The sequence below is a fragment of the Nocardia sp. No.11 genome (assembly GCF_038752175.1).
GTDB lineage: Bacteria > Actinomycetota > Actinomycetes > Mycobacteriales > Mycobacteriaceae > Nocardia > Nocardia canadensis.
Genome location: NZ_JBCGFB010000114.1, coordinates 1 through 19,724 on the forward strand (window position 1 = coordinate 1; position 19,724 = coordinate 19,724).

Sequence of the window (19,724 nt, forward strand, 5' to 3'; positions counted from 1 at the left end):
GCGGCGCTGCGCGACGCGGTGGGTGAGCTGCCCGCCCGCGCCGAGCACCTGCGCGCGCTGCGCGAACAGCTGATCGCGGGCGTGCGGGACGTGGCGCCCGAGGCGGTCCTCAACGGACCGGCCGGCGAGCGCCGCCTGCCCGGCAACGCCCACTTCACCTTCCCCGGCTGCGAGGGCGACTCGCTGCTCATGCTGCTCGACGCCGCCGGCGTCGAATGCTCCACCGGGTCGGCCTGCAACGCGGGCGTGGCCTCACCCAGTCATGTGCTGATCGCGATGGGCGTCGAGCCCTGGCAGGCCCGCAGTTCGCTGCGGTTCTCGCTCGGTCACACCTCGACCGGGGCCGATATCGAGACATTGTTGACCGTTCTGCCGCAGGTCATCGAACGGGCCAGAGCCGCGGGCCTGGCCGGCGCTAGAGGAGGTGCCTGATGCGAGTACTCGCCGCGATGAGTGGTGGCGTCGATTCGGCGGTGGCCGCGGCGCGGGCCGTCGACGCCGGCCACGAGGTGGTCGGGGTGCACCTGGCGTTGTCCGCGACGCCGGGCACGCTGCGCACCGGATCACGCGGTTGCTGCTCCAAGGAGGACGCCGGTGACGCGCGGCGCGCCGCCGACGTGCTCGGCATCCCGTTCTACGTCTGGGACTTCGCCGACCGCTTCAAAGAGGACGTAATCGACGACTTCGTCGCCGCCTACGCCGCGGGCGAGACCCCCAACCCGTGCCTGCGCTGCAACGAGAAGATCAAGTTCTCCGCCCTGGCCGACCGCGCGCAGGCGCTGGGCTTCGACGCGGTGGTCACCGGGCACTACGCCCGGCTCGACGACGGCGTGCTGCGCCGCGCGGTCGACGCCGACAAGGACCAGTCCTACGTGCTCGCGGTCCTCACCGCCGAACAGCTGTCGCGCGCGATGTTCCCGGTCGGGGACACCCCGAAGCCGCGGATCCGCGAGGAAGCCGCCGAGCGCGGCCTGGCCGTGGCCGACAAGCCCGACAGCCACGACATCTGTTTCATCCCCTCCGGCGACACCCGCGCCTTCCTCGGCGCCAAGATCGGCATCCGGCCGGGCGCGCTCGTCGACTCCGACGGCACCGTCCTGGGCGAGCACGAAGGCGTGCACGGCTTCACCGTCGGCCAGCGCAAGGGCCTGGGCCTGACCCACACCGCCGCCGACGGCAAGCCCCGCTATGTCACCGGCATCGATCCCGATTCCGGCACGGTCAGGGTGGGGTCGGTGGCGGACCTCCAGGTGGACGTCGTCACCGCCGATCGCGCCGTCTGGACTTCCGGCGTGCGGCCGGACGCGCCGGTCGAGTGCGTCGTGCAGGTGCGTGCGCACGGTGGCACCGCGCCCGCCGTCGTCACCCCCGAGGGCGACGGTTTCGTCGCCCGCCTGCGTGAACCGCTCACCGGTGTCGCCAAGGGCCAGGCGATCGTGCTGTATCTACCCGATGCCGAAGGCGGGGACACCGTGGTCGGCAGCGGCACCATCAACGGCACCGACCGTGCGGGTGTCGCGGCGGACGCGGCCGACGCTTCGGTCTGATCGCCGCGTGCCGCGCCGGGACGCGGTCGTCTCGGTGAGTAGGGGTCCTCGGGGCCGACAGCCGTCGTCGCGGTGGCGCGGGGCAGGATGGTGACCGGCGGTCCGTGCGTCGCACGAATCGGTGCGGTGCGGTCCGTGGCGCGTGATGTTCGCACCGGCTCGGTGGCGACGGCGTTCGATGAATCGAAAGGTGTTGAGCGCGTGACATTGTGGCGCAGCGAGAACTCGCAGGAGACCGCCGCACCGGAGCCGGTCGTCCCGCTGTCCGGCGGCACCGCCACAGCCATCGGCTCGTGGCCCGGCACCGATCCGCGCGAAGCGGCCGCGACGATCATCGGCGAACTCCCCGATCTCCCGCACCTGGTCGAGCTGCCCGATCGCGGGGTCGGCGCCGACATGATCGGCCGGGTCTCGGCACTGCTCGTCGACCTGCGCTTCGATTCCACCACCCGCGGCTATCGCCTGGCCGCCCGTCCAGGCGCGGTGTCGCGCCGCGCCAGGGATCTGCTGCACGAAGATCTCGACGCCATCGAAGAAGCCTGGGAGACAGCTGGTCTGGTCGGCGCGGGCCGCGTGGTGAAGATCCAGTCGGCGGGCCCGCGCACCCTCGCCGCCGAGGTCGAGCTGCCCGGCGGGCACCGCATCCTCACCGATTCCGGTGCGGTGCGTGATCTTTCGGAGTCGCTTGCCGAAGGGCTGGCCCGGCACGCCGCCGAGGTCGCCCGCCGGCTCGGGGCCCAGGTGGTCGTCCAGCTCGACGAGCCCCGGCTCACCACGGTGCTCGACGGCTCCCTGCGGGGCCCCAGCATCCTCAACACCATCCGCGCCCTGCCCGAACCCGAGGCGCTGCACATCCTCGATACGGTGATCGCCGCGCAGTCCGCGCCGGTGCTGGTGCACACCTGCGCCGCCCGGCCCGCTCTCACCACGCTGGGCCGCACCGCCGCCGCCGCGATCTCCTTCGAGGCGGCCACGATCACCACGACCGATCTCGACGCCCTCGGCGAGATCCTCGACTCCGGCAAGAAGATCGCCCTGGGCCTGACCCCGACCACGGCCCCGGCGGCGCCACCCACCTGGCGCACTATCGCCGAACCCGGCGTCCGCCTGATCGACCGGCTCGGTTTCGCCCGGCGGGTGCTGGCCGAGCAGATCCTGGTCACCCCCGCGTGCGGCCTGGCCGGCGCACCGCTGCCCTGGGCTCGCACGGCCCTCACCCTCACCGGTGAGGTCGCCCGCGCCTTCGCCGAGGAACCGGAGTCGATCTCGCTCGACTGAGTCGCGGGCCGGCACGCGCGGGGATCGCGTGTCCGTCTGCCGGTGATCGCCCCGGAATGAGCCCGCGACGTGCGGGAACGATGGCCGGAAGTGTCGGTGGGCTCGACTACTCTTCGACGGGTGAGTGACAGCGTGGTTTCCGTGGGCGCCGAGCCGGTGGGCGCGACCCCCGAGCAGCGGGTGCAGTGGCAGCGGCTGGCGGACGAAGTGCGTGAGCACCAGTTCCGCTACTACGTGCGTGACGCGCCGATCATCTCCGACGGTGAGTTCGACACCCTGCTGCGGCAGTTGCAGGAACTCGAGGACGCGCATCCCGATCTGCGCACGCCCGATTCGCCGACCCAGCTCGTGGGCGGCGGTTTCGCCACCGAGTTCACCGCGGTCGACCATCTCGAACGGATGCTCTCGCTCGACAACGTCTTCGACTACGACGAGCTGCGCGCCTGGGCGAGCCGGGTGGAAGCCGAGACCGGGCCCGGCCTGCACTACCTGTGCGAGGTCAAGATCGACGGCGTCGCGCTGAACCTGGTGTACGAGAACGGCAGACTGGTGCGCGGCGCGACCCGCGGCGACGGCCGCACCGGCGAGGACGTCACCCTCAACGCGCGCACCATCGAGGACATCCCCGCCGAACTCACCCCCAGCGCGGACTTCCCGATCCCGGAGCTGCTGGAGGTGCGCGGCGAGGTCTATTTCCGGCTCGCGGATTTCGAGACCCTCAACGCCCAGATCGTCGCCGAAGGCAAACCGCCGTACGCGAACCCGCGCAACACCGCCGCCGGCTCACTGCGCCAGAAGAACCCGGCGATCACCGCGCAGCGCAGGCTGCGGATGATCTGTCACGGCTTCGGCCGCATCGAGGGCTACCGGCCCGCGTCCCAGCACGAGGCCTATCGGGCGCTGGCGGCCTGGGGTCTGCCGGTCTCCGAGCACACCCGCCTGGTCGAGGGCATCGACGCGGTCATCGAGCGGGTCGCCTACTGGGGCGAGCACCGCCACGACATCGAACACGAGATCGACGGCCAGGTGATCAAGATCGACGAGACGGCGTTGCAGCGCCGCCTCGGCTCCACCTCCCGCGCCCCGCGCTGGGCCATCGCCTACAAGTACCCGCCCGAAGAGGCCACGACCACGCTGCTCGACATCGAGGTCAACGTCGGGCGCACCGGCCGGGTCACCCCGTTCGCGGTGATGGCCCCGGTCTCCATCGCCGGCTCGACCGTCGCCATGGCCACCCTGCACAACGCCTCCGAGGTGAAGCGCAAGGGCGTGCTGATCGGCGACACCGTCACCATCCGCAAGGCCGGCGATGTGATCCCCGAGGTCCTCGGCCCGGTCGTCGACGCCCGCACCGGCGACGAACGCGAGTTCGTGATGCCGACCCACTGCCCGGCCTGCGGCACCGAACTCGCTCCGGCCAAGGAGGGCGACGCCGACATCCGCTGCCCCAATCAGCGGCACTGCCCGGCACAGCTGCGCGAACGCGTCTTCCACCTGGCCGGCCGCGGCGCCTTCGACATCGAAGCCCTCGGCTACGAGGCCGCCAACGCGCTGCTCACCTCGGGTGCCATCACCGACGAGGGCGATGTGTTCACCCTCGACGAGCAGGCCCTGCTCGGGGTTCCGCTGTTCACCAAACAGGACGGGACGCTGTCCGCCAACGGCGCGCGCCTGCTGGAGAATCTGAACGGGGCCAAGGACACGCCGCTGTGGCGAGTACTGGTCGCACTGTCGATCCGGCACGTCGGCCCGACCGCGGCCCGCGCGCTGGCCGCCGAATTCGGGAGCCTGGACCGCATCGAAGCGGCGACCGGGGAGGAACTCGCGGCCACCGACGGTGTCGGCCCGACCATCGCGGCCGCCGTCGTCGAATGGTTCACCGTCGACTGGCACCGCGCCATCGTCGACAAGTGGCGTGCGGCCGGCGTACGGATGGAAGACGAACGCGACGATTCCATCGAGCGCACTCTCGACGGCCTGTCCATCGTCGTCACCGGCTCACTGCAAACCTTCACCCGCGACGGCGCCAAGGAGGCGATCCTGCTGCGCGGCGGTAAGGCGGCGGGCTCGGTCTCGAAGAAGACCGCGTTCGTGGTGATCGGCGAGGCGCCCGGCTCGAAGGCGGCCAAGGCCGAGGAACTCGGCGTCCCCATCCTCGACGAGGACGGCTTCCGGCTCCTGCTCGAGTTCGGACCCGCCGCGGTCACCCCCGCGCCGGAGCTCACCGAGGACGAGTAGCCGCCGGCTCGGGGTCCGCCGCGGTACGGCGGATCACCGCGGTGTCCGCGCTCAGTGCGGCGTGACGGTGACGGTGTTGCCGATCTGGGTCTTCATGTCGAAGCTCGAGCACTGCCCGTTGCTGATCTCGACATGGCGCGTCGGCCGCTTCTTGATGTTGGTCTGGATGTCGACGGCCACGTGCGTCCCCGACATCGAGCACACCTTCGACACCGGGCCGTCGGTGTAGGACACCGACCCGGCGCCCTGACAGGAATTCGTCTCGTTCCCGAGGAACACGCGCGCGGTCCCGTTCGGGCACGGATCGGCCACCGCGCTCGGCGCGCTCAGCACCACCGGCACCACGGCGCCCGCGGTCACCGCGGCGACGACAACTCCGCGAACCATCATCCGAACAGCCATCCCGCGCACCCATCCTCGTCCGACTCAGCCCCGCGGACCGGGCGGCCGCGGTGCCCAGCATGCTAATGCGTCCAGGCCGGACACGCCCGGCCACGGCCGATCCCCCCACGGACCCGACACCGCCGTCGTCGACGCCTACCGCGTGCATGGGTCCGCCGTCGCCTAGTCTTGCGAAGGATCTCGGAGAGGCGGACGACCCTTGCTGCGTAGTTTTCAGGTGACCAATCACCGATCGCTGGCCGAGGCGCAGCAGTTGCGGTCGAGCAAAGGCGGCGGCAGTCCGGTCGCGGTGCCGGTGACCGCGGTGTACGGAGTGGCGGCGTCGGGAAAGACGAGCCTGGTCGACGCGCTCGCACAGATGCGGGACGCGGTGTTGCATTCGGTGAGCGGGTGGGACCCCTACGCGGGGCCGGTGCGCAGGCCGCATCTCGGATTCGCGGACCGGCCCACCGAATTCGTGGCGGGGTTCGTGGCCGAGGGGGTGCCCTATACCTACGGGTTCCGGCTCGACAACGCCGATGTGATCGCGGAGTGGCTGTACACGCATCCGCGCTCGCGCAAGCGGATCGTGTTCGAGCGCAACGGTGACCAGGTCAAGATCGGCCCGATGTTCGAGGCGGCCCGCTACGGCGTGGCGGCGCTGGTGCCGCTGGTGCGGCCGAACGCGTTGCTGCTGAGCCTGGCGGGGCAGATGTACGCCGAGGCGCTGGTGCCTGCCTATCGCTGGTTCGCGGCGAACCTGCGGGTGCAGCAGGGCGAGGCGGGCGTCGAGGAGCTCGCGCACGATCTGGGCAGCCACATCTCGCGCTCGCCCGACAACGCGGCGCGGCTGCTGATGCTGTTGCGGACAGCGGATCTGGGCATCGAGGATCTGCTCGTCGCCGAACACGATCCGATGTACGCGGACTATCTGCGCGACCTCGACGCCGAGATCGGCGCGCTGGCAGCCCGACTCGACCACGGCGGCGCCGAGCCGATCCTGCTGGAACGGGAACTGAGTACCCTGCGCGCCGCCCGCGACGCGCTGTACCGGCGGATGGTGGACCGGCGCGGGGCCGGGTTGAGCCTGGTGCACGAGGGCATCGACGTGCCGTTCGAACTCGCCGACGAATCCACCGCCACTCGATCGCTGCTGCGGGTGCTGCCCGCCATGCTCGAGGCGCTCGACACCGGCCAGGTGCTCGCGGTCGACGATCTCGGCGCGGGCCTGCCGGTGGAGGAGACCGACCGGCTCGTGCAGCTGTTCCAGAACCCGGAGACCAACGCGCGTGGCGCGCAACTGATCTACACCACCGCCCAGCGCGCGCTGATCGACCGGGGCAACGGCCGCTCCCAGCGCACCAGGGCCGCGGTCTGGCAGCTGCGCCGGGAACAGGGCCTCAGCGAGCTCACGCCGCTGTGACATTCCCGCGGGGCCTACCATGGGCGGCATGCTCGAAGTGGTGATGGCCGCGGCCATGGTGACGATGCTGGTCGTGACGATCGGCGCCGTGGCCGCCCACCGGATCGGCCGCGGCGGGGGCGCGAACCAGGAACAGGGCTCGCTCTACATCACCGGAGTCAGCCCGCTGCCCGCGATGACCGGCGAGCACTACGTGACCATCACCGGCACCCTCATCGGCCCGTCGGTGCCCGGCGTGGTGGTGTATCGGCGCTTCGCCTGGGACGCCGCGCAGTGGCCGTCGATCGGCGACCAGCTGCTGGTCGTCTACTCGCCGCGCAACCCCGACAACTGGGTGGCCCAGCATCCCGGTCTGCGGTCCTACCTGGGGTCCTGAGCTCACCATCCCGGTGAGACATGGGTGAGTTTCAGATCACAGCGGGCCGGGTGGGATCATGCCCGGATGCAGGGTAACGACCATCAGACCCCCGGGAGCGGCCTCCGGATCCGGACCGCCCGCCCCGAGGAATTCGCCGCCATCTCCGCGCTGACCGTGCAGGTGTATGTGGGCGACGGCTACGTCGACGAGGACGACGGCTACGTCCGGGAGCTGGGCGACGTCGCGCACCGGGCCGCCGAGGCCGAGGTGCTGGTCGCCGTGTACGACGGCAAGGTCGCCGGGTCGCTCACCGTCGCGAAGCCGGGCACGCCGTACGCGGAGATCGCGTTACCGGGCGAACTGGAGTTCCGGATGCTCGCGGTGGCCAAGGACGCGCGTGGCCTCGGCGTGGGCACGGCGTTGGTGCGCACCGTGATCGACCAGGCGCGTGCCGGCGGCTACGAGGCGGTGGCGCTGACCACCATGGGCACGATGGTGGACGCGCACCGGATCTACGAGCGGTTGGGGTTCGTCGGTGTGCCGGAACGTAATTGGTCGACCCACGACGGACTGCAGCTGTATGTGATGCGGCTCGCGCTCAGCTGAGCACGGTCGCGACGATGCCGGCCAGATAGCCCAGCCGCGCCACTTCCGACGGGCGGAAATCCGGGCCGCCCGGACGACCGAGCAGCAGCGACTTGCCGGTGTTGCCCAGCGGGGCGGCGGCCAGCTTGGTGTCCATGTCGCGCCAGATCTGCGGTACCCAGTCGGCTTCGCCGTCGAGCCACGACGGCTTCTCCAGTGGCATCCACGGTGCCGAACCCGCTTGCGTCTCAGGGGCACTCGGGCTGCCGACCACGCGGTAGGCGCCGCCGGGGCTCATGCCGATGATCGTGGACCAGCCCACCCGCAGGACCCGCGGCACACCGTCGACGAGCACCTGCAGGCGATCGTCCCGCGCACTGGCGACCTGATCGATCAGCTCGAGCTCGCGGTGGGTGTCCAGGACGCCGGAGTAGGGCCGGATCGAGTCGACGCTCACGTCGTGCACGGACTCCGCGGCGGTGATGAGGGTGTCGGGCAGCGCGCCGGTGGGCACCTCGACCACCAGATCGTCGATGGCGAAACCGGCGCCACGCTCCACGACGTCGAGCGAGAGGATGTCCGCGCCGACCCCGCCGAGGGCGAGTGCCAGGGAGCCGAGGCTTCCCGGTCGATCCGGAAGTTGCACGCGGAGCAGGTATGACACGTGCGTTCCTTTCCTAGGCGGCCGGGGCTGTTCGACACGAATACCCGGTGACGCAATACTTACACCCCCGAGCGCGGGCTATCGAGTCGAAGTATGCGCCCCTGGGCGCGACATGCGCGAACTTTCGCGCGAGGCGGGTGCGTCCGGCCCCGTCACCCGCCCTCGATAGGCTGTGGGCAACTAGTTCCCATACCTAAGCCGAAAGGGGTCCCGCGGTGCCCGCAATCTCCCGTGACGAGGTCGCTCACCTCGCCCGGCTGTCCCGGCTGGCGTTGACCGACGCCGAACTCGACCAGTTCGCCGGTCAGCTGGATTCGATCCTCAGCCACGTGCGGACCATCTCCGAGGTCGCCGCCGACGTCCCCGCCACCGCGTCGCCGAACCCGACGACCAATGTGACCAGGCCCGATGTGGTCGTGCCCGGTCTGACTCCCGAGCAGGCGCTGGACCAGGCGCCCGCCGTGGAAGAACAGCGTTTCCTGGTCCCGCAGATCCTGGGAGAGGGCGAATGAGCGAGTTGACCCAGCTGTCGGCCGCCGAGCTGGCGGCCAAGATCCACGGCGGCGAGGTGTCCTCCACCGAGGTCACCCGCGCGCACCTGGATCGGATCGCCGCGGTCGACGGTGAGCTCAACGCGTTCCTGCACGTCGCGGGGGACGAGGCGCTGGCCGCGGCCGCCGTGGTCGACGCCGCGCTGGCCGCCGGCGAGACGCCCGCCTCGCCGCTGGCGGGAGTTCCGTTGGCGCTCAAGGACGTTTTCACCACCACGGACATGCCGACCACCTGCGCCTCGAAGGTGCTGGAGGGGTGGATGTCGCCCTACGACGCGACGGTCACCTCGCGGCTGCGCGCCGCGGGCATCCCGATCCTGGGCAAGACCAACATGGACGAGTTCGCGATGGGCTCCTCCACCGAGAACTCGGCCTACGGCCCGACCCGCAACCCGTGGGACACCACCCGCATCCCGGGTGGTTCCGGCGGAGGTTCGGCGGCGGCGCTGGCCTCGTTCCAGGCGCCGCTGGCGATCGGCACCGACACCGGCGGCTCCATCCGTCAGCCCGCCGCGGTCACCGCGACGGTCGGCGTGAAGCCCACCTACGGCACCGTCTCGCGCTACGGCCTGGTCGCCTGCGCGTCGTCGCTGGACCAGGGCGGTCCGTGCGGTCGCACGGTGCTCGACACCGCGCTGCTGCACGAGGTGATCGCCGGCTACGACCCGCGTGACTCCACCTCCCGTGACGTGCCGGTGGCCCCGGTGGTCGCCGCGGCCGAGCAGGGCGCCAACGGCGACCTGACCGGCGTGCGCGTCGGCGTGGTGCGCGAATTGCATTCCGACAGTTACCAGCCCGGCGTGCTCGCTTCCTTCGACGCCGCGGTCGCGGTGCTGAAGGAACTGGGCGCCGAGGTGATCGAGGTGTCGTGCCCGAACTTCGAATACGCGCTGTCGTCGTACTACCTGGTGATGCCGTCGGAGGTGTCGTCGAACCTGGCGCGCTTCGACGCCATGCGCTACGGCCTGCGCGTCGGTGACGACGGCAGCCACAGCGCCGACCAGGTGATGTCGCTGACCCGCGAGGCCGGTTTCGGTCCCGAGGTGAAGCGCCGCATCATCATCGGCACCTACGCGCTCTCGGCCGGCTACTACGACGCCTACTACGGTCAGGCGCTCAAGGTCCGCACGATGATCGCGCGCGACTTCGATGCCGCCTACGAGCAGGTCGACGTGCTGGTCTCACCGACCAGCCCGTTCACCCCGTGGAAGCTGGGCGAGAAGGTCGACGACCCGCTGGCCATGTACCTGTCGGACCTGTGCACGCTGCCGACCAACCTGGCCGGGCACTGCGGCATGTCCGTGCCGTCGGGCCTGTCGGCCGACGACAACCTGCCGGTGGGCCTGCAGATCATGGCCCCCGCGCTGGCCGACGATCGCCTGTACCGGGTGGGCGCGGCCTACGAGGCGGCGCGCGGCGCGCTGCCCGCCCCCGCGGGCCTCTAGCGTCGGAACCGAGCGGGGTGCGCTGGGCCGAATCAGCCTGGCGCACCCCGTTTTTCAGATCTCGGTCGCGCGCTTGCCGACGCCGGCGGTCATCGCGGCGAAACCGGCGCGCAGATGCTTGCCGAGGGCGAGTTCGACGACGGGGCTGAGCCAGCCGGCCAGGGTGAACCGCGACTCGTAGCGGGTGCGGTTGGGGCCGAGCGCGACCACGGTGTGCGAGCGCAGGCTGTGCAGGGCGCCCAGCGGCACCGGCTTCATCGTGTAGCTGAACTCGGTGCCCGGGGTGTGGCTGCGGATCCACTCCCGCTGCGGGCGCCGGTTGGGGCCGAGTTGCACCCGCATGTCGATGGGCGAGCCGGGTTCCAGCGTGGTCGCCGCCTCGTAGCAGAAGGTGTTCCATTCGCCGTAGCGGTCGAAATCGGTGAGCACCCGCCACACCGTCTCGGCGGGGGCGTCGATCTCGATCGTTTCGTCGATAGTGAGGGCCATGCGGAAAAACTAGGACATGTTCTAGTTTTCGGCAACCGGGTCAGACCAGCCGCCGCCTGCGCTTGCGCAGGGCGTCGATGATCACCGCCGAGGCCGCCGTCACCGCGAACAGGCCGAGCACGGTCCGGGCCAGCGGCCACAGGTTCGGGCGGTCGGCCGGGTCGGTCGTGGCGAAGACGTTCTCCACCACCGGGGCGCCGTACTCCTGCCTGCGCGAGTTCACGTCGACCGCGGTGAAGGCGATATCGGCCATCACCCCGCAGCGGGCCCGGGAGAACTCGTCGTCGCGCGACTCGCAGGCCGTGTGGATGCGCCGGTTCAGCGCCGCGTCCACCGCGCGCCGCGCCCACGGGCCCAGCGGCTCGTCGACCCGTTCGGCGTAGCGCAGCATGTCGTAGCCCAGGTCGTGGGCCTTGCAGGCGGGGCCGAACTCGGCGGGCAGCGTCACCGGGGACGAGCAGCTACCGTTCGGGTTGACCAGCAGGCCGTCCTGCTGGGCCGGGTCGTAGCCGAACTTGTAGCCGAAGTCGCGCGGGATCAGCGCGGTGGCGTCGGGGTCGTCGTCGGTGAGCGCGCGCACCACCGCGGCCGCGGCCGCGTTCTCGGTGCCGCCACCGGGCGTGGTGCCCATGGCGCCGGGCGCGGCCATGACGACGGCGGCGGCCATGGCCAGGCCCGCGGTACACAGGGCGACACCGCTGCGGCGGCGATGCGCGGCTTCGGCCGGGGTACCGGTGTTCGACGAGGCGGCGGAGACGGCGGTACGGGCACGGCGAGCGGCGGGTACCTGGCGAAGCGGGGTGTTCATGGCCTCCGACGATAAGGAGCGGGTCCGGTGGCGGGCATCCCGCTGTGGACCGGTTCTCGGGGCGCGCGGGCGGGTGACCCGGCGCCGGGGTCACACCAGGGTAGGGGGTCCGAAATCGTTCGTGGGTATGAGGTCCGCTGACCGGACGGTTCGTAGGCTCGAGCCATGCCCGGACAACTGCGCCCCGTGGCGCGCCGCATCACCGCTCGCACGTGGTTCGACCTCGCGACGGTCGCGGTCGCGCTGATCCTGTACAGCGTGGCCTGGCCCACCCTGTTCGTCACCCACGACGTGCCCGCGGGCCTGGCCCCGCTGCTGGCGGCGATGGCGGTGTTCCCGATCCTGTTCGTGCGGGTCAACCCGGCCCTGGGCTGGGCGATCTCGGCGGGCGCGGCGCTGCTGTTCTCGATCGCCATGACGCCGCTGCCCGACAACGACCTGCCGTTCCAGGTCGTGCACGTCATCGTGCTGTTCGTGCTGCTGTTCGCGGTGGCGCTGCGGGCGGCGGTACCGATCATCGTGGTGGCCTGGGCGGCCCAGTCGATGCTGTTCGCCACCACCATGCCCGGATCCGCCGACGGGCCGCTGTGGGGCTGGGTGGTCGGCTTCGGCGCGCTCGCGCTGTTCGGGTACCTGCTGCGCACCGTGGTCGCCTCGCGCCGCAAGCTGGAGCGCCAGGAAGAGGTCACCGAGCTCGAACGCGCGCGCAGGGCGATCCTCGAGGAGAAGGCGCGCATCGCCCGTGACCTGCACGACGTGGTCGCCCATCACATGTCCATGGTGGTGGTGCAGGCGCAGACCGCGCCCTACCGGATCGACGATCTCGACCCGGCCGCGCGCGCGGAATTCGAGTCCATCGGCGCCACCGCGCGCACCGCGCTCAACGAGATCCGCGGGCTGCTCGGGGTGCTGCGCAGCGACGGTCAGCTGCCCGAGCACGCGCCGCAGCCGCGTGCGGCCGACGTGCCCGAGCTGTGCGCCTCGGCCCAGCGGGCGGGTCTGCCGGTCGAGTGGAGTGTGCGCGGTGAGCTGGCGGCGGTGCCGGAGACGACCGGGCTGACCGTCTACCGGGTGGTGCAGGAGTCGATGGCGAACTCGGCCAGGCACGCGCCGGGCGCGCCGGTGCACGTCGCCGTCGCGGTCGATCCCGGGATGGTGATGGTGACCGTGCGCAACGCGGCCGCGGCGGCCGTCGGCGGGCCCGGCGCGGGCGGCGGACACGGGATCGACGGCATGCGGACCAGGGTCGAGGCGGTCGGCGGCGAGCTGGCGGCCGGACCCACTCCGGACGGCGGGTTCGAGGTCTCGGCGAAACTGCCCACACCGTAGGCCCCTTCGCCTCGTCCGCGCGCCCATTAGGGTGGTCGAGTGGCTATTACCGTTTTGATCGCCGACGACCAGGCGATGGTGCGGCAGGGTTTCGGCGCGCTGCTGGCCGCCCAGCCCGACATCAGCGTCATCGGTGACGCGCCGGATGGCCGGGTCGCGGTGGCCGAGGCCAAGCGGTTGCGCCCCGACGTGGTGCTCATGGATGTGCGCATGCCGGAGATGAACGGTCTCGACGCCGCCCGGGCCATCCTCGCCGCCGGCTTCGATCCGCCGGTGCGGGTGCTGATGCTGACCACCTTCGACATCGACGACTACGTCTACGAGGCGCTGAGCTTGGGCGCGAGCGGGTTCCTGCTCAAGGACGCGCCCGCCGAGGAACTGGTGCGCGCGGTCCGCGTCGTCGCCGACGGTGAGGCGCTGCTCGCGCCGACCATCACCCGTCGCCTGATCGCCGATGTCACCCGCAGGCGCAACACCGTGCGCACGCCCGCCGCCCCCGCGCTCACCTCGCTGACCCCGCGCGAACGCGAAGTGCTCGAGCTGGTGGCCAAGGGCCTGTCCAACACCGAGATCGCCGAGGCGCTGTTCGTCGCCGAGCAGACCGTGAAAACCCATGTCTCCAAGGTCTTCTCGAAGCTCGGCCTGCGCGACCGGGCGCAGGCGGTGGTGCTGGCCTATGAATCCGGCCTGGTCGTCCCCGGCTGAGCCGGTGCGCTCAGCGCGGGCAGACGCCGCCGCGCAGCTCCGGCAGGTGCCGCGACAGCAGCAGCGCCATCCGGTCCAGCAGCGCGGTGGTGTCGTCGAAGGTGCCCGAATCCGCTTGCGCGGCAAGAGCGACCGCCAGCAGGCCGCTGCCGACCGGCACCAGCCCGAACTGGCGCACCGTGTAGACGCCGGTGTCGTCGTCGGGGCCCCAGCCACCCTTGAACTCGGTGCCGTCGAGCTGACCCAGCCCCCAGCCCTGCTCGGGGGTGATCTCGCCCATCAGCTGCCGGACCAGCTCGGTGTGCGGCAGGCAGGGCAGGCGCGAGGCGAAGCGGACCTGATTGGCCAGCGACCATTCGGTGCCGCCGAAGGACGTGTAGTCGAGTTCGGTGCGCAGATTCTCCTTGCCGGTGGAGATGTCGCCCGCCTCGTCGAGGACCTCCTGCACGGCCTCGGCGGCTTCCTCGCCGTCGCCCAGGGATTGCCACAGGCCCTCGGCGGCGTCGTTGTCCGACACCGTGATCGCGGCCTGCACCATCTCGAAGATGGACTGGTCCTGATCGTGGCGCAGCGCGGCCACCGCCAACGGCACCTTGATCGTCGACCAGGCGATGCCGGTGGTCCAGTCGCCGTAGATCGTCATCCGGCCGCCGCCGACCGGCATCAGCGCCATGCCGACCTGGCCCGGCAGTTGCGCCTGCAGCTGGGTGAACTCCGCGGCCAGCGAATCGGGCAGCATGATGGACAGGCCGGGGTGCCAGGCGTCTTCGCTGTTCACCGTGACCGTGGGCGCGCTCACGGCGGTCGGGGTACCCGGCAGGGCACACGAGGCGGACAGCGCGGCCGATGCCAGCACCACACACTGCAGCAGCCTGCGACAGGCAGCCGCCTTTCCGGTCGACTTCACCACCGAATCCTCCCCACCACCCACTGCGCGTCGGCGCCCTGCTCCGGCGGTGCAAACTACTCGTCGAGCGCGCCCGGACAATACCGGACGACCGTTAGCAAGTTTCACCGATTTTCGGCGAGAATTCGAATGAACGTGGTCACACCGCTGCGCGGGTGCCATGCTGGTCCGCCACAGGCGCCGGAAGGGGGTCGCAGTGCTCGACATCGGTGAGGTGTTCGCCGGGTTCACCATCGAGCGGATGCTCGGCCAGGGCGGCATGGGCACGGTGTATCTGGCGCGGCATCCGCGGCTGGACCGGTTGACCGCGCTCAAGCTGCTCAACCGCGATCTGTTCGCCGACGAACGGGTGCGCGCCCGCTTCGAACGGGAAGCGGATCTGGCGGCCGGGCTCGATCATCCCGGCATCGTCACGGTCTTCGACCGCGGCACCGAGGGCGAGCAGCTGTGGATCAGCATGCAGTATGTCGACGGGATCGACGCGGCGACCGTCGATCCCATGACACTGCCGCCGGAACGGGCCGTGCAGATCGTCGAAGGGGTTGCCGACGCACTGGATTACGCGCACAGCAGGGGAGTGCTGCACCGGGACGTGAAGCCGGCCAACATCCTGTTGGCCCGCTCCGGCGGCGGTCAGGGCGAGCGGATGTTCCTGACCGACTTCGGTATCGCCCGCCTGCGCGCCGATTCCACCCACCTGACCCAGCAGGGCATGTTCACCGCGACCCTGGCCTACGCCTCGCCCGAACAGATGACCGGCGCCGAACTCGACCACCGCTCCGACCAGTACTCCCTGGCCTGCGCCCTCTACTGGCTGTTCACCGGCATCGCCCCGTTCGACTCGCCGGACCCGAACGAGATCATCCGCGGCACCCTCTACCTCAACCCGCCGCCTCTGGCCCTGCGCCGCCAGGGCCTGCCCCCCGCCCTGGACGCCGTCCTCGCCGCCGCCATGGCCAAACACCCCGCGGCCCGCTTCGATTCGTGCGCCGCCTTCGCCAAGGCCGCCCGCCAGGCCCTGACCTCCAACACCGCGCCCGCCCTGCCCCGGCCCCCGGCCAACACGCCCGCCTTCTACCCACCCGCCCCCGTGGGCCCCTACCCCCCGCACGCCCCCGGCTACGGCCCCAACCCGGCTCAGCCGATCCCTCCCGCGCCCCAGTCCCCGTGGCGCCCACCCCACCAGGCCCCGGTCCCCGCCGGACCCCGGGCCCCCGGTCCACCGCCCGCCGGATACGCCGCCCCGGCCGCTCAGCCGCCGGTGGCGCAGCAGGGTGCCCAGCCGCCTGCTGTCGAGCCGCCCGTGGCGTACCCGGTGCCCNCAACCCGGCTCAGCCGATCCCTCCCGCGCCCCAGTCCCCGTGGCGCCCACCCCACCAGGCCCCGGTCCCCGCCGGACCCCGGGCCCCCGGTCCACCGCCCGCCGGATACGCCGCCCCGGCCGCTCAGCCGCCGGTGGCGCAGCAGGGTGCCCAGCCGCCTGCTGTCGAGCCGCCCGTGGCGTACCCGGTGCCCAGCGGTCAGCCGGCACCGCAACCGCCGGTGGCGCAGCAGTCGCCGGCGCGACAGCAGAGTGCGCAGCCGCCTGGCGCGCCACCGTCGCCTGTGGCACCGCAGGTACCGGTGGTGCGGCAGGGTGCGCGGTCGTCTGCGGCCGAGCCGCCCGTGGCCTACCCGGCGCCTGGGGTTCAGCCGGCCCCGCAACCGCCTGTGGCGCCACAGCCGTCCGCTGCTGAGCCGCCTGTGGCCTACCCCGTGCCGGAGGTTCGGCAGGCCGCACATGAGCCAGTGGGGCAGCCCGGTTCTGCCGTTGGGGCCGACTTCCCGGCGGTCGATCCGCAGGCGGTGAGGTCCCCGGGCTCGCCCGCTCCGATCGCGAATCCCGTTGCCGAACGACCACACTCGTCCCAGCCGCCGACCGGGGCGATTCCTGCGGTGCCGCAGGCCCCCGCGATCCCGCCGACCGACGTACCGGCGCCCGGCCCGCGCCCGCAGGGGGGCTCGACCGGCGCGCAGTCGCCTGTGGCGGCAGGGTCGTCAGGTGGTGTGGGATCCGAGGGTGCTCGGATAACGCCCGGCGCAGAGAGCGATCTTCGGACGCGGGAGGAGGGCCCGGACGGGTCGTCGGTTTCCGCTGTGCCCGGCGGCATCGCTGGTCCGGCAGCAGGGCTGTGGGCGGGCGATTCGGTGGCAGGCTCGGTAACCGGTGGTGGTGCGCCTTCGGCCGACGTAAAAGGCGGCAAGGCTGAGGGTTCCGGGTCCCGCGGGAGTGGTTCGGATGCCGATTCGGTGGTCACCGATGTGGTGCCGATGCCGGATACGGATCAGCTGGATGCCGCCAACGCGAGTGCGCTGACCGAGGTGACGCCGATTGCGCGACCAGCGGAGGAGGCTGGCCGCAGTGCGGAATCGTCCGGTGCTCCAGCCGATTCCGGTCACCCTGCAAGGGGTGTCGGTTCAGGCGTGGCGGCCGCTGAACCGGTACAGGGTGCGCAGGGGCCGCCGCACGCCGCGGCCGCTGTCCCGGCGGAGCCCGACGGTGACCGAGGTGCGGCATACGGATCGAACCCCGGGCGCGACGATTCGCCGCAGCGAGTCGTCGCGCCGAGTGATGCGACGGCAGCGGCCGGGGGGCCCTCGGCGGCCGAAGGCGTTGCGTCGGGTGGCGCACCGTCGGCGGAGGCGGGACGCTCGGTGTCCGTTGCTGACGGGTTCGGAACCATGGCTGGACCCGAACCAGGGCAACAGGATTCGCGCCGCCCAGGCGCGCCGTCGGACGAGAGCGCATCGCGGGCTCCGGCAGCCCACCCGGTCCCGGCCGCCGACGAACGGAACGCGGCTGTGGGGGCGGCCCTCGGGCAGGGAGAGCCGTCCCAGCACGGCCTCGCCACGGGTGGCGAGCCGGGATCGGTGATCGGCCCGCACGCGGGACAGGCCGGAGCGCAGGGCGGTGGTGTGCCGCAGGACTCGCCTCCGCCGGGGAGCTCGCCGCAGGCCGGGGGTGCGCTGGCGGGAACACCGCAAGGTGGTGGGGTGCCGGGTGGGCCGGCGATGGGGGCGCCGGGAATGCGCGGGCCGTGGGTGGGTCCGCGGCGGCCGGTGCCGCGGCGGATGTCGCGGGTGCACCGGTTGGGGTGGTTGTTGCTGGCGGCGTTGGTGTTCGCGCTGGTCGGGTTGTTGGTGGCGCTGGTTGTGGTGGTGTTGCCCGACGGGGACGAGGCGGCGGACGCGGCCGGAGGGACGGCGAAGGGTCCGTCGAGTTCGGTCGCGGCGGTGGGGGATTCGTTCGCGGCGAGCCGCCGGGTGTTTCCGACACTGGTGCCGCAGGGGTCCGTGGCGGAGGGGCCGGGGTATCGGGGTGCGCGGTGTGTCGCGGTGCGCGCGGTGAGTGAGCTGCAGTGGAAAGAACCCGCGCTGCAATGGAATCCGATCAGCGCGGGCTGGCAGTGCGAGCGGACCGACAACAATGCCGGGTCGGTGAGTTACCTGGTGCTGGAGTATCCGACGGCGGCCCAGGCGCGGTCGGTCGTGGAGGCGATGCCCGCCGCGGTGCGGTATCCGGGCACCAAGGACGGGGTGCCGTTCTCGTTGCGCCGGTGGGTCGTGCCCGACCAGGCCGGCGTCCGTACCCAGACCGCCCATCAGGTCATGAGTTTCCCCGACGACTCCACCCGCGCGAACTACCTGATCGCGGTGAGCCGCCGGGGCAGCAGCGGCGTGGCGGGCGCCCCACGCCCCACCGCCCAGGACGAGGTGATCGCCTGGTGGGAGGAAGTGCCACTGTGACGGCGTGCGGACGACTCTCCGTCGCGGCGTCACGCGAACCCGTATGACGCCGCGACGGAAACCTCAGTCGACCGCCAGCGCCGCCACGATCGGCATCCTGGCCGCCCGGAAGGCGGGCGGGATGGACCCGAGCAGGGCCAGGCCGAGGGCGACGGCGCCGTAGACCACCAGCAGCGGGCTCGGCCGGTAGACGATGTCGATCGTCATCGCGTGCCCGATCGCCACGGTCGCCAGGTACTGCACGGCCGCGCCGACGACGAGTCCGATGGCGGCGCCGATGAAACCGATGCCCGCGGCCTCGGCCAGCACCGAGCGCAACAGGAATTTACGGTTGGTGCCCATGGCGCGCAGGACGCCGAGTTCGCGGCGCCGTTCCAGCACCGACAGCATCAGCGTGTTGAGCAGCGCCACCGTCGCCACCAGGACGACGATCCACAGGATCATGTTGCTCATGGCCGCGCCCTGCTGCACGCTCGACGAGATGGCGTCGACCATGTCCGCGCCGCTCTCGACATGGAGTTCCTGCGGCACCGCCGCGCGGACGCCGGCGCGCACCGCGGCCGGGTCGGCGCCGGGGGCGAACTTGATCGCCAGGATCGTCTCGCCGGGGCGCTGGTACCACTCCCGCATCTGATCCAGGTTCATCATCACCACGCCCGACACGGCGGTGAAATACGGAATCACCTGCAGCACCGGCACGTTGCGCTCGCCCGAGGGGGTCGGCATGGTGATCCGGTCGCCGACGGACAGCTGCATCGAGCGGGCCACGTCACGGGTGACGACGACGCCCTCGCCCCGACCCAGCTGGTCGATCACCGCCTTGTCGACCGCGCCGAGGCGGGCATCGTCGTAGCTGGGCGGGTAGCCCTGCAACATGACCCGTCCGCTGCCGACGGTCGCGAAGGCCATCTGGGCGGGCCGCACGTGCTCGACGCCCGGTACCGCGGCCACGCGCTCGGCGATGTCGGGCGGCAGCACCGGTCCGGTCGGGAACTGTTCCACCGGAGTGGGACTCACATAGAGGTCGGCGTCGCCGAGGCTCTGGAAGGAGTCGGTGGCGGAGTCGACCATATTGCCCGACGCGCCGCCGAGCGCGACGACGGCCGCGACACCGATCATCACCGTCATCGCGGTCGCCCAGACGCGGCGGGGGGCCCGCTCCAGGGTGGTCGCGCCGAGGGCGCCGGGCGCGCCGAACCAGCGCGCGATGCCCGCCGCGGCGCGCACGAT

19 protein-coding genes are annotated in these 19,724 nt (G+C 71.7%); 13 read left to right on the plus strand and 6 right to left on the minus strand.

From position 1 onward, the window contains the following. The 4 genes from V8688_RS25560 to ligA form a co-directional block, all read left to right on the plus strand. A partial coding sequence (locus V8688_RS25560) for an aminotransferase class V-fold PLP-dependent enzyme (protein WP_342801860.1) occupies positions 1-432 on the plus strand: 432 nt, incomplete at its 5' end. Beyond that, entirely contained in the window at positions 432-1,547 is a 1,116-nt protein-coding gene (mnmA, locus tag V8688_RS25565; RefSeq protein WP_218721919.1) for a tRNA 2-thiouridine(34) synthase MnmA, read from the plus strand. The genes V8688_RS25560 and mnmA, both read left to right, overlap by 1 nt. 261 nt (positions 1,548-1,808) lie before the next feature. Next, positions 1,809-2,825, plus strand: a complete 1,017-nt coding sequence (locus V8688_RS25570; protein ID WP_342801866.1) for a methionine synthase — start codon at positions 1,809-1,811, stop codon at positions 2,823-2,825. A 141-nt stretch (positions 2,826-2,966) separates the two neighbouring features. Next, a complete protein-coding gene (gene ligA, locus V8688_RS25575; protein ID WP_218721949.1) occupies positions 2,967-5,063 on the plus strand; it encodes an NAD-dependent DNA ligase LigA in 2,097 nt (698 codons plus the stop codon). 51 nt (positions 5,064-5,114) lie between these two features. Here the strand turns inward: ligA and V8688_RS25580 are convergent, their stop codons facing one another. Next, positions 5,115-5,465 (minus strand): hypothetical protein, encoded by a 351-nt coding sequence (locus tag V8688_RS25580; RefSeq protein ID WP_218721917.1) that lies wholly within the window; start codon positions 5,463-5,465, stop codon positions 5,115-5,117. Between the two features lie 217 nt (positions 5,466-5,682). Here V8688_RS25580 and V8688_RS25585 point away from each other — a divergent pair, with 217 nt between their 5' ends. The 3 genes from V8688_RS25585 to V8688_RS25595 all read left to right on the plus strand — a co-directional run bounded on the left by V8688_RS25585 (position 5,683) and on the right by V8688_RS25595 (position 7,831). Continuing rightward, entirely contained in the window at positions 5,683-6,867 is a 1,185-nt protein-coding gene (locus V8688_RS25585) for an ATP-binding protein (RefSeq protein ID WP_342801861.1), read from the plus strand. Between the two features lie 28 nt (positions 6,868-6,895). After that, on the plus strand, positions 6,896-7,243 hold the full coding sequence (locus V8688_RS25590; RefSeq protein ID WP_308248693.1) for a hypothetical protein: 348 nt from the start codon (positions 6,896-6,898) through the stop codon (positions 7,241-7,243). A gap of 66 nt (positions 7,244-7,309) precedes the next feature. Beyond that, positions 7,310-7,831: a GNAT family N-acetyltransferase gene (locus tag V8688_RS25595; protein WP_218721914.1), complete on the plus strand. Its 522-nt coding sequence runs from the start codon at positions 7,310-7,312 to the stop codon at positions 7,829-7,831. On the opposite strand, the gene V8688_RS25600 is transcribed toward V8688_RS25595, so the two are convergent. Next, on the minus strand, positions 7,824-8,474 hold the full coding sequence (locus tag V8688_RS25600) for an amino acid-binding protein (RefSeq protein WP_218721913.1): 651 nt from the start codon (positions 8,472-8,474) through the stop codon (positions 7,824-7,826). The genes V8688_RS25595 and V8688_RS25600 overlap by 8 nt on opposite strands. A 215-nt stretch (positions 8,475-8,689) precedes the next feature. On the opposite strand from V8688_RS25600, the gene gatC reads away from it, so the two are divergent. Together gatC and gatA are read left to right on the plus strand one after the other, a co-directional pair. Beyond that, complete coding sequence (gene gatC / locus V8688_RS25605; RefSeq protein ID WP_067493225.1) at positions 8,690-8,986, plus strand: Asp-tRNA(Asn)/Glu-tRNA(Gln) amidotransferase subunit GatC; 297 nt, start codon at positions 8,690-8,692, stop codon at positions 8,984-8,986. Further along, entirely contained in the window at positions 8,983-10,470 is a 1,488-nt protein-coding gene (gene gatA, locus V8688_RS25610) for an Asp-tRNA(Asn)/Glu-tRNA(Gln) amidotransferase subunit GatA (RefSeq protein ID WP_218721912.1), read from the plus strand. The genes gatC and gatA overlap by 4 nt, the downstream gene beginning before the upstream one ends. A 54-nt stretch (positions 10,471-10,524) precedes the next feature. Here the strand turns inward: gatA and V8688_RS25615 are convergent, their stop codons facing one another. Continuing rightward, positions 10,525-10,959, minus strand: a complete 435-nt coding sequence (locus tag V8688_RS25615) for an SRPBCC domain-containing protein (protein WP_218721911.1) — start codon at positions 10,957-10,959, stop codon at positions 10,525-10,527. Positions 10,960-10,999: 40 nt separating this feature from the next. Next, entirely contained in the window at positions 11,000-11,767 is a 768-nt protein-coding gene (locus V8688_RS25620; RefSeq protein ID WP_342801862.1) for a hypothetical protein, read from the minus strand. A gap of 165 nt (positions 11,768-11,932) precedes the next feature. Here V8688_RS25620 and V8688_RS25625 point away from each other — a divergent pair, with 165 nt between their 5' ends. Further along, the gene (locus tag V8688_RS25625; RefSeq protein ID WP_218721909.1) at positions 11,933-13,096 is read left to right on the plus strand and encodes a histidine kinase; all 1,164 of its coding nucleotides are present in this window, start codon (positions 11,933-11,935) and stop codon (positions 13,094-13,096) included. 39 nt (positions 13,097-13,135) lie between these two features. Beyond that, the gene (locus V8688_RS25630; RefSeq protein WP_218721908.1) at positions 13,136-13,801 is read left to right on the plus strand and encodes a response regulator transcription factor; all 666 of its coding nucleotides are present in this window, start codon (positions 13,136-13,138) and stop codon (positions 13,799-13,801) included. 10 nt (positions 13,802-13,811) lie between these two features. Here the strand turns inward: V8688_RS25630 and V8688_RS25635 are convergent, their stop codons facing one another. Next, positions 13,812-14,708 carry a hypothetical protein gene (locus V8688_RS25635; RefSeq protein ID WP_218721906.1) on the minus strand — a complete coding sequence of 299 codons (897 nt, stop codon included), beginning with the start codon at positions 14,706-14,708 and terminating at the stop codon, positions 13,812-13,814. 196 nt (positions 14,709-14,904) lie between these two features. Between V8688_RS25635 and V8688_RS25640 the strand changes: the two genes are divergently transcribed. Then, entirely contained in the window at positions 14,905-16,557 is a 1,653-nt protein-coding gene (locus V8688_RS25640; protein ID WP_342801863.1) for a serine/threonine-protein kinase, read from the plus strand. 1,184 nt (positions 16,558-17,741) lie between these two features. After that, positions 17,742-18,494, plus strand: a complete 753-nt coding sequence (locus tag V8688_RS25645) for a hypothetical protein (protein WP_342801864.1) — start codon at positions 17,742-17,744, stop codon at positions 18,492-18,494. Between the two features lie 63 nt (positions 18,495-18,557). Here V8688_RS25645 and V8688_RS25650 read toward each other — a convergent pair. Beyond that, the coding region (locus V8688_RS25650; RefSeq protein WP_342801865.1) for an FtsX-like permease family protein at positions 18,558-19,724 on the minus strand (1,167 nt) is incomplete at its 5' end.

Bases quoted from the DNA above. Each gene is read 5' to 3' on its own strand.
- mnmA (WP_218721919.1), top strand. From the start codon at position 432: ATGCGAGTACTCGCCGCGATGAGTGGTGGCGTCGATTCGGCGGTGGCC.
- V8688_RS25580 (WP_218721917.1), bottom strand. From the start codon at position 5,465: ATGGCTGTTCGGATGATGGTTCGCGGAGTTGTCGTCGCCGCGGTGACC.
- V8688_RS25590 (WP_308248693.1), top strand. From the start codon at position 6,896: ATGCTCGAAGTGGTGATGGCCGCGGCCATGGTGACGATGCTGGTCGTG.
- V8688_RS25595 (WP_218721914.1), top strand. From the start codon at position 7,310: ATGCAGGGTAACGACCATCAGACCCCCGGGAGCGGCCTCCGGATCCGG.
- gatA (WP_218721912.1), top strand. From the start codon at position 8,983: ATGAGCGAGTTGACCCAGCTGTCGGCCGCCGAGCTGGCGGCCAAGATC.
- V8688_RS25615 (WP_218721911.1), bottom strand. From the start codon at position 10,959: ATGGCCCTCACTATCGACGAAACGATCGAGATCGACGCCCCCGCCGAG.
- V8688_RS25620 (WP_342801862.1), bottom strand. From the start codon at position 11,767: ATGAACACCCCGCTTCGCCAGGTACCCGCCGCTCGCCGTGCCCGTACC.
- V8688_RS25625 (WP_218721909.1), top strand. From the start codon at position 11,933: ATGCCCGGACAACTGCGCCCCGTGGCGCGCCGCATCACCGCTCGCACG.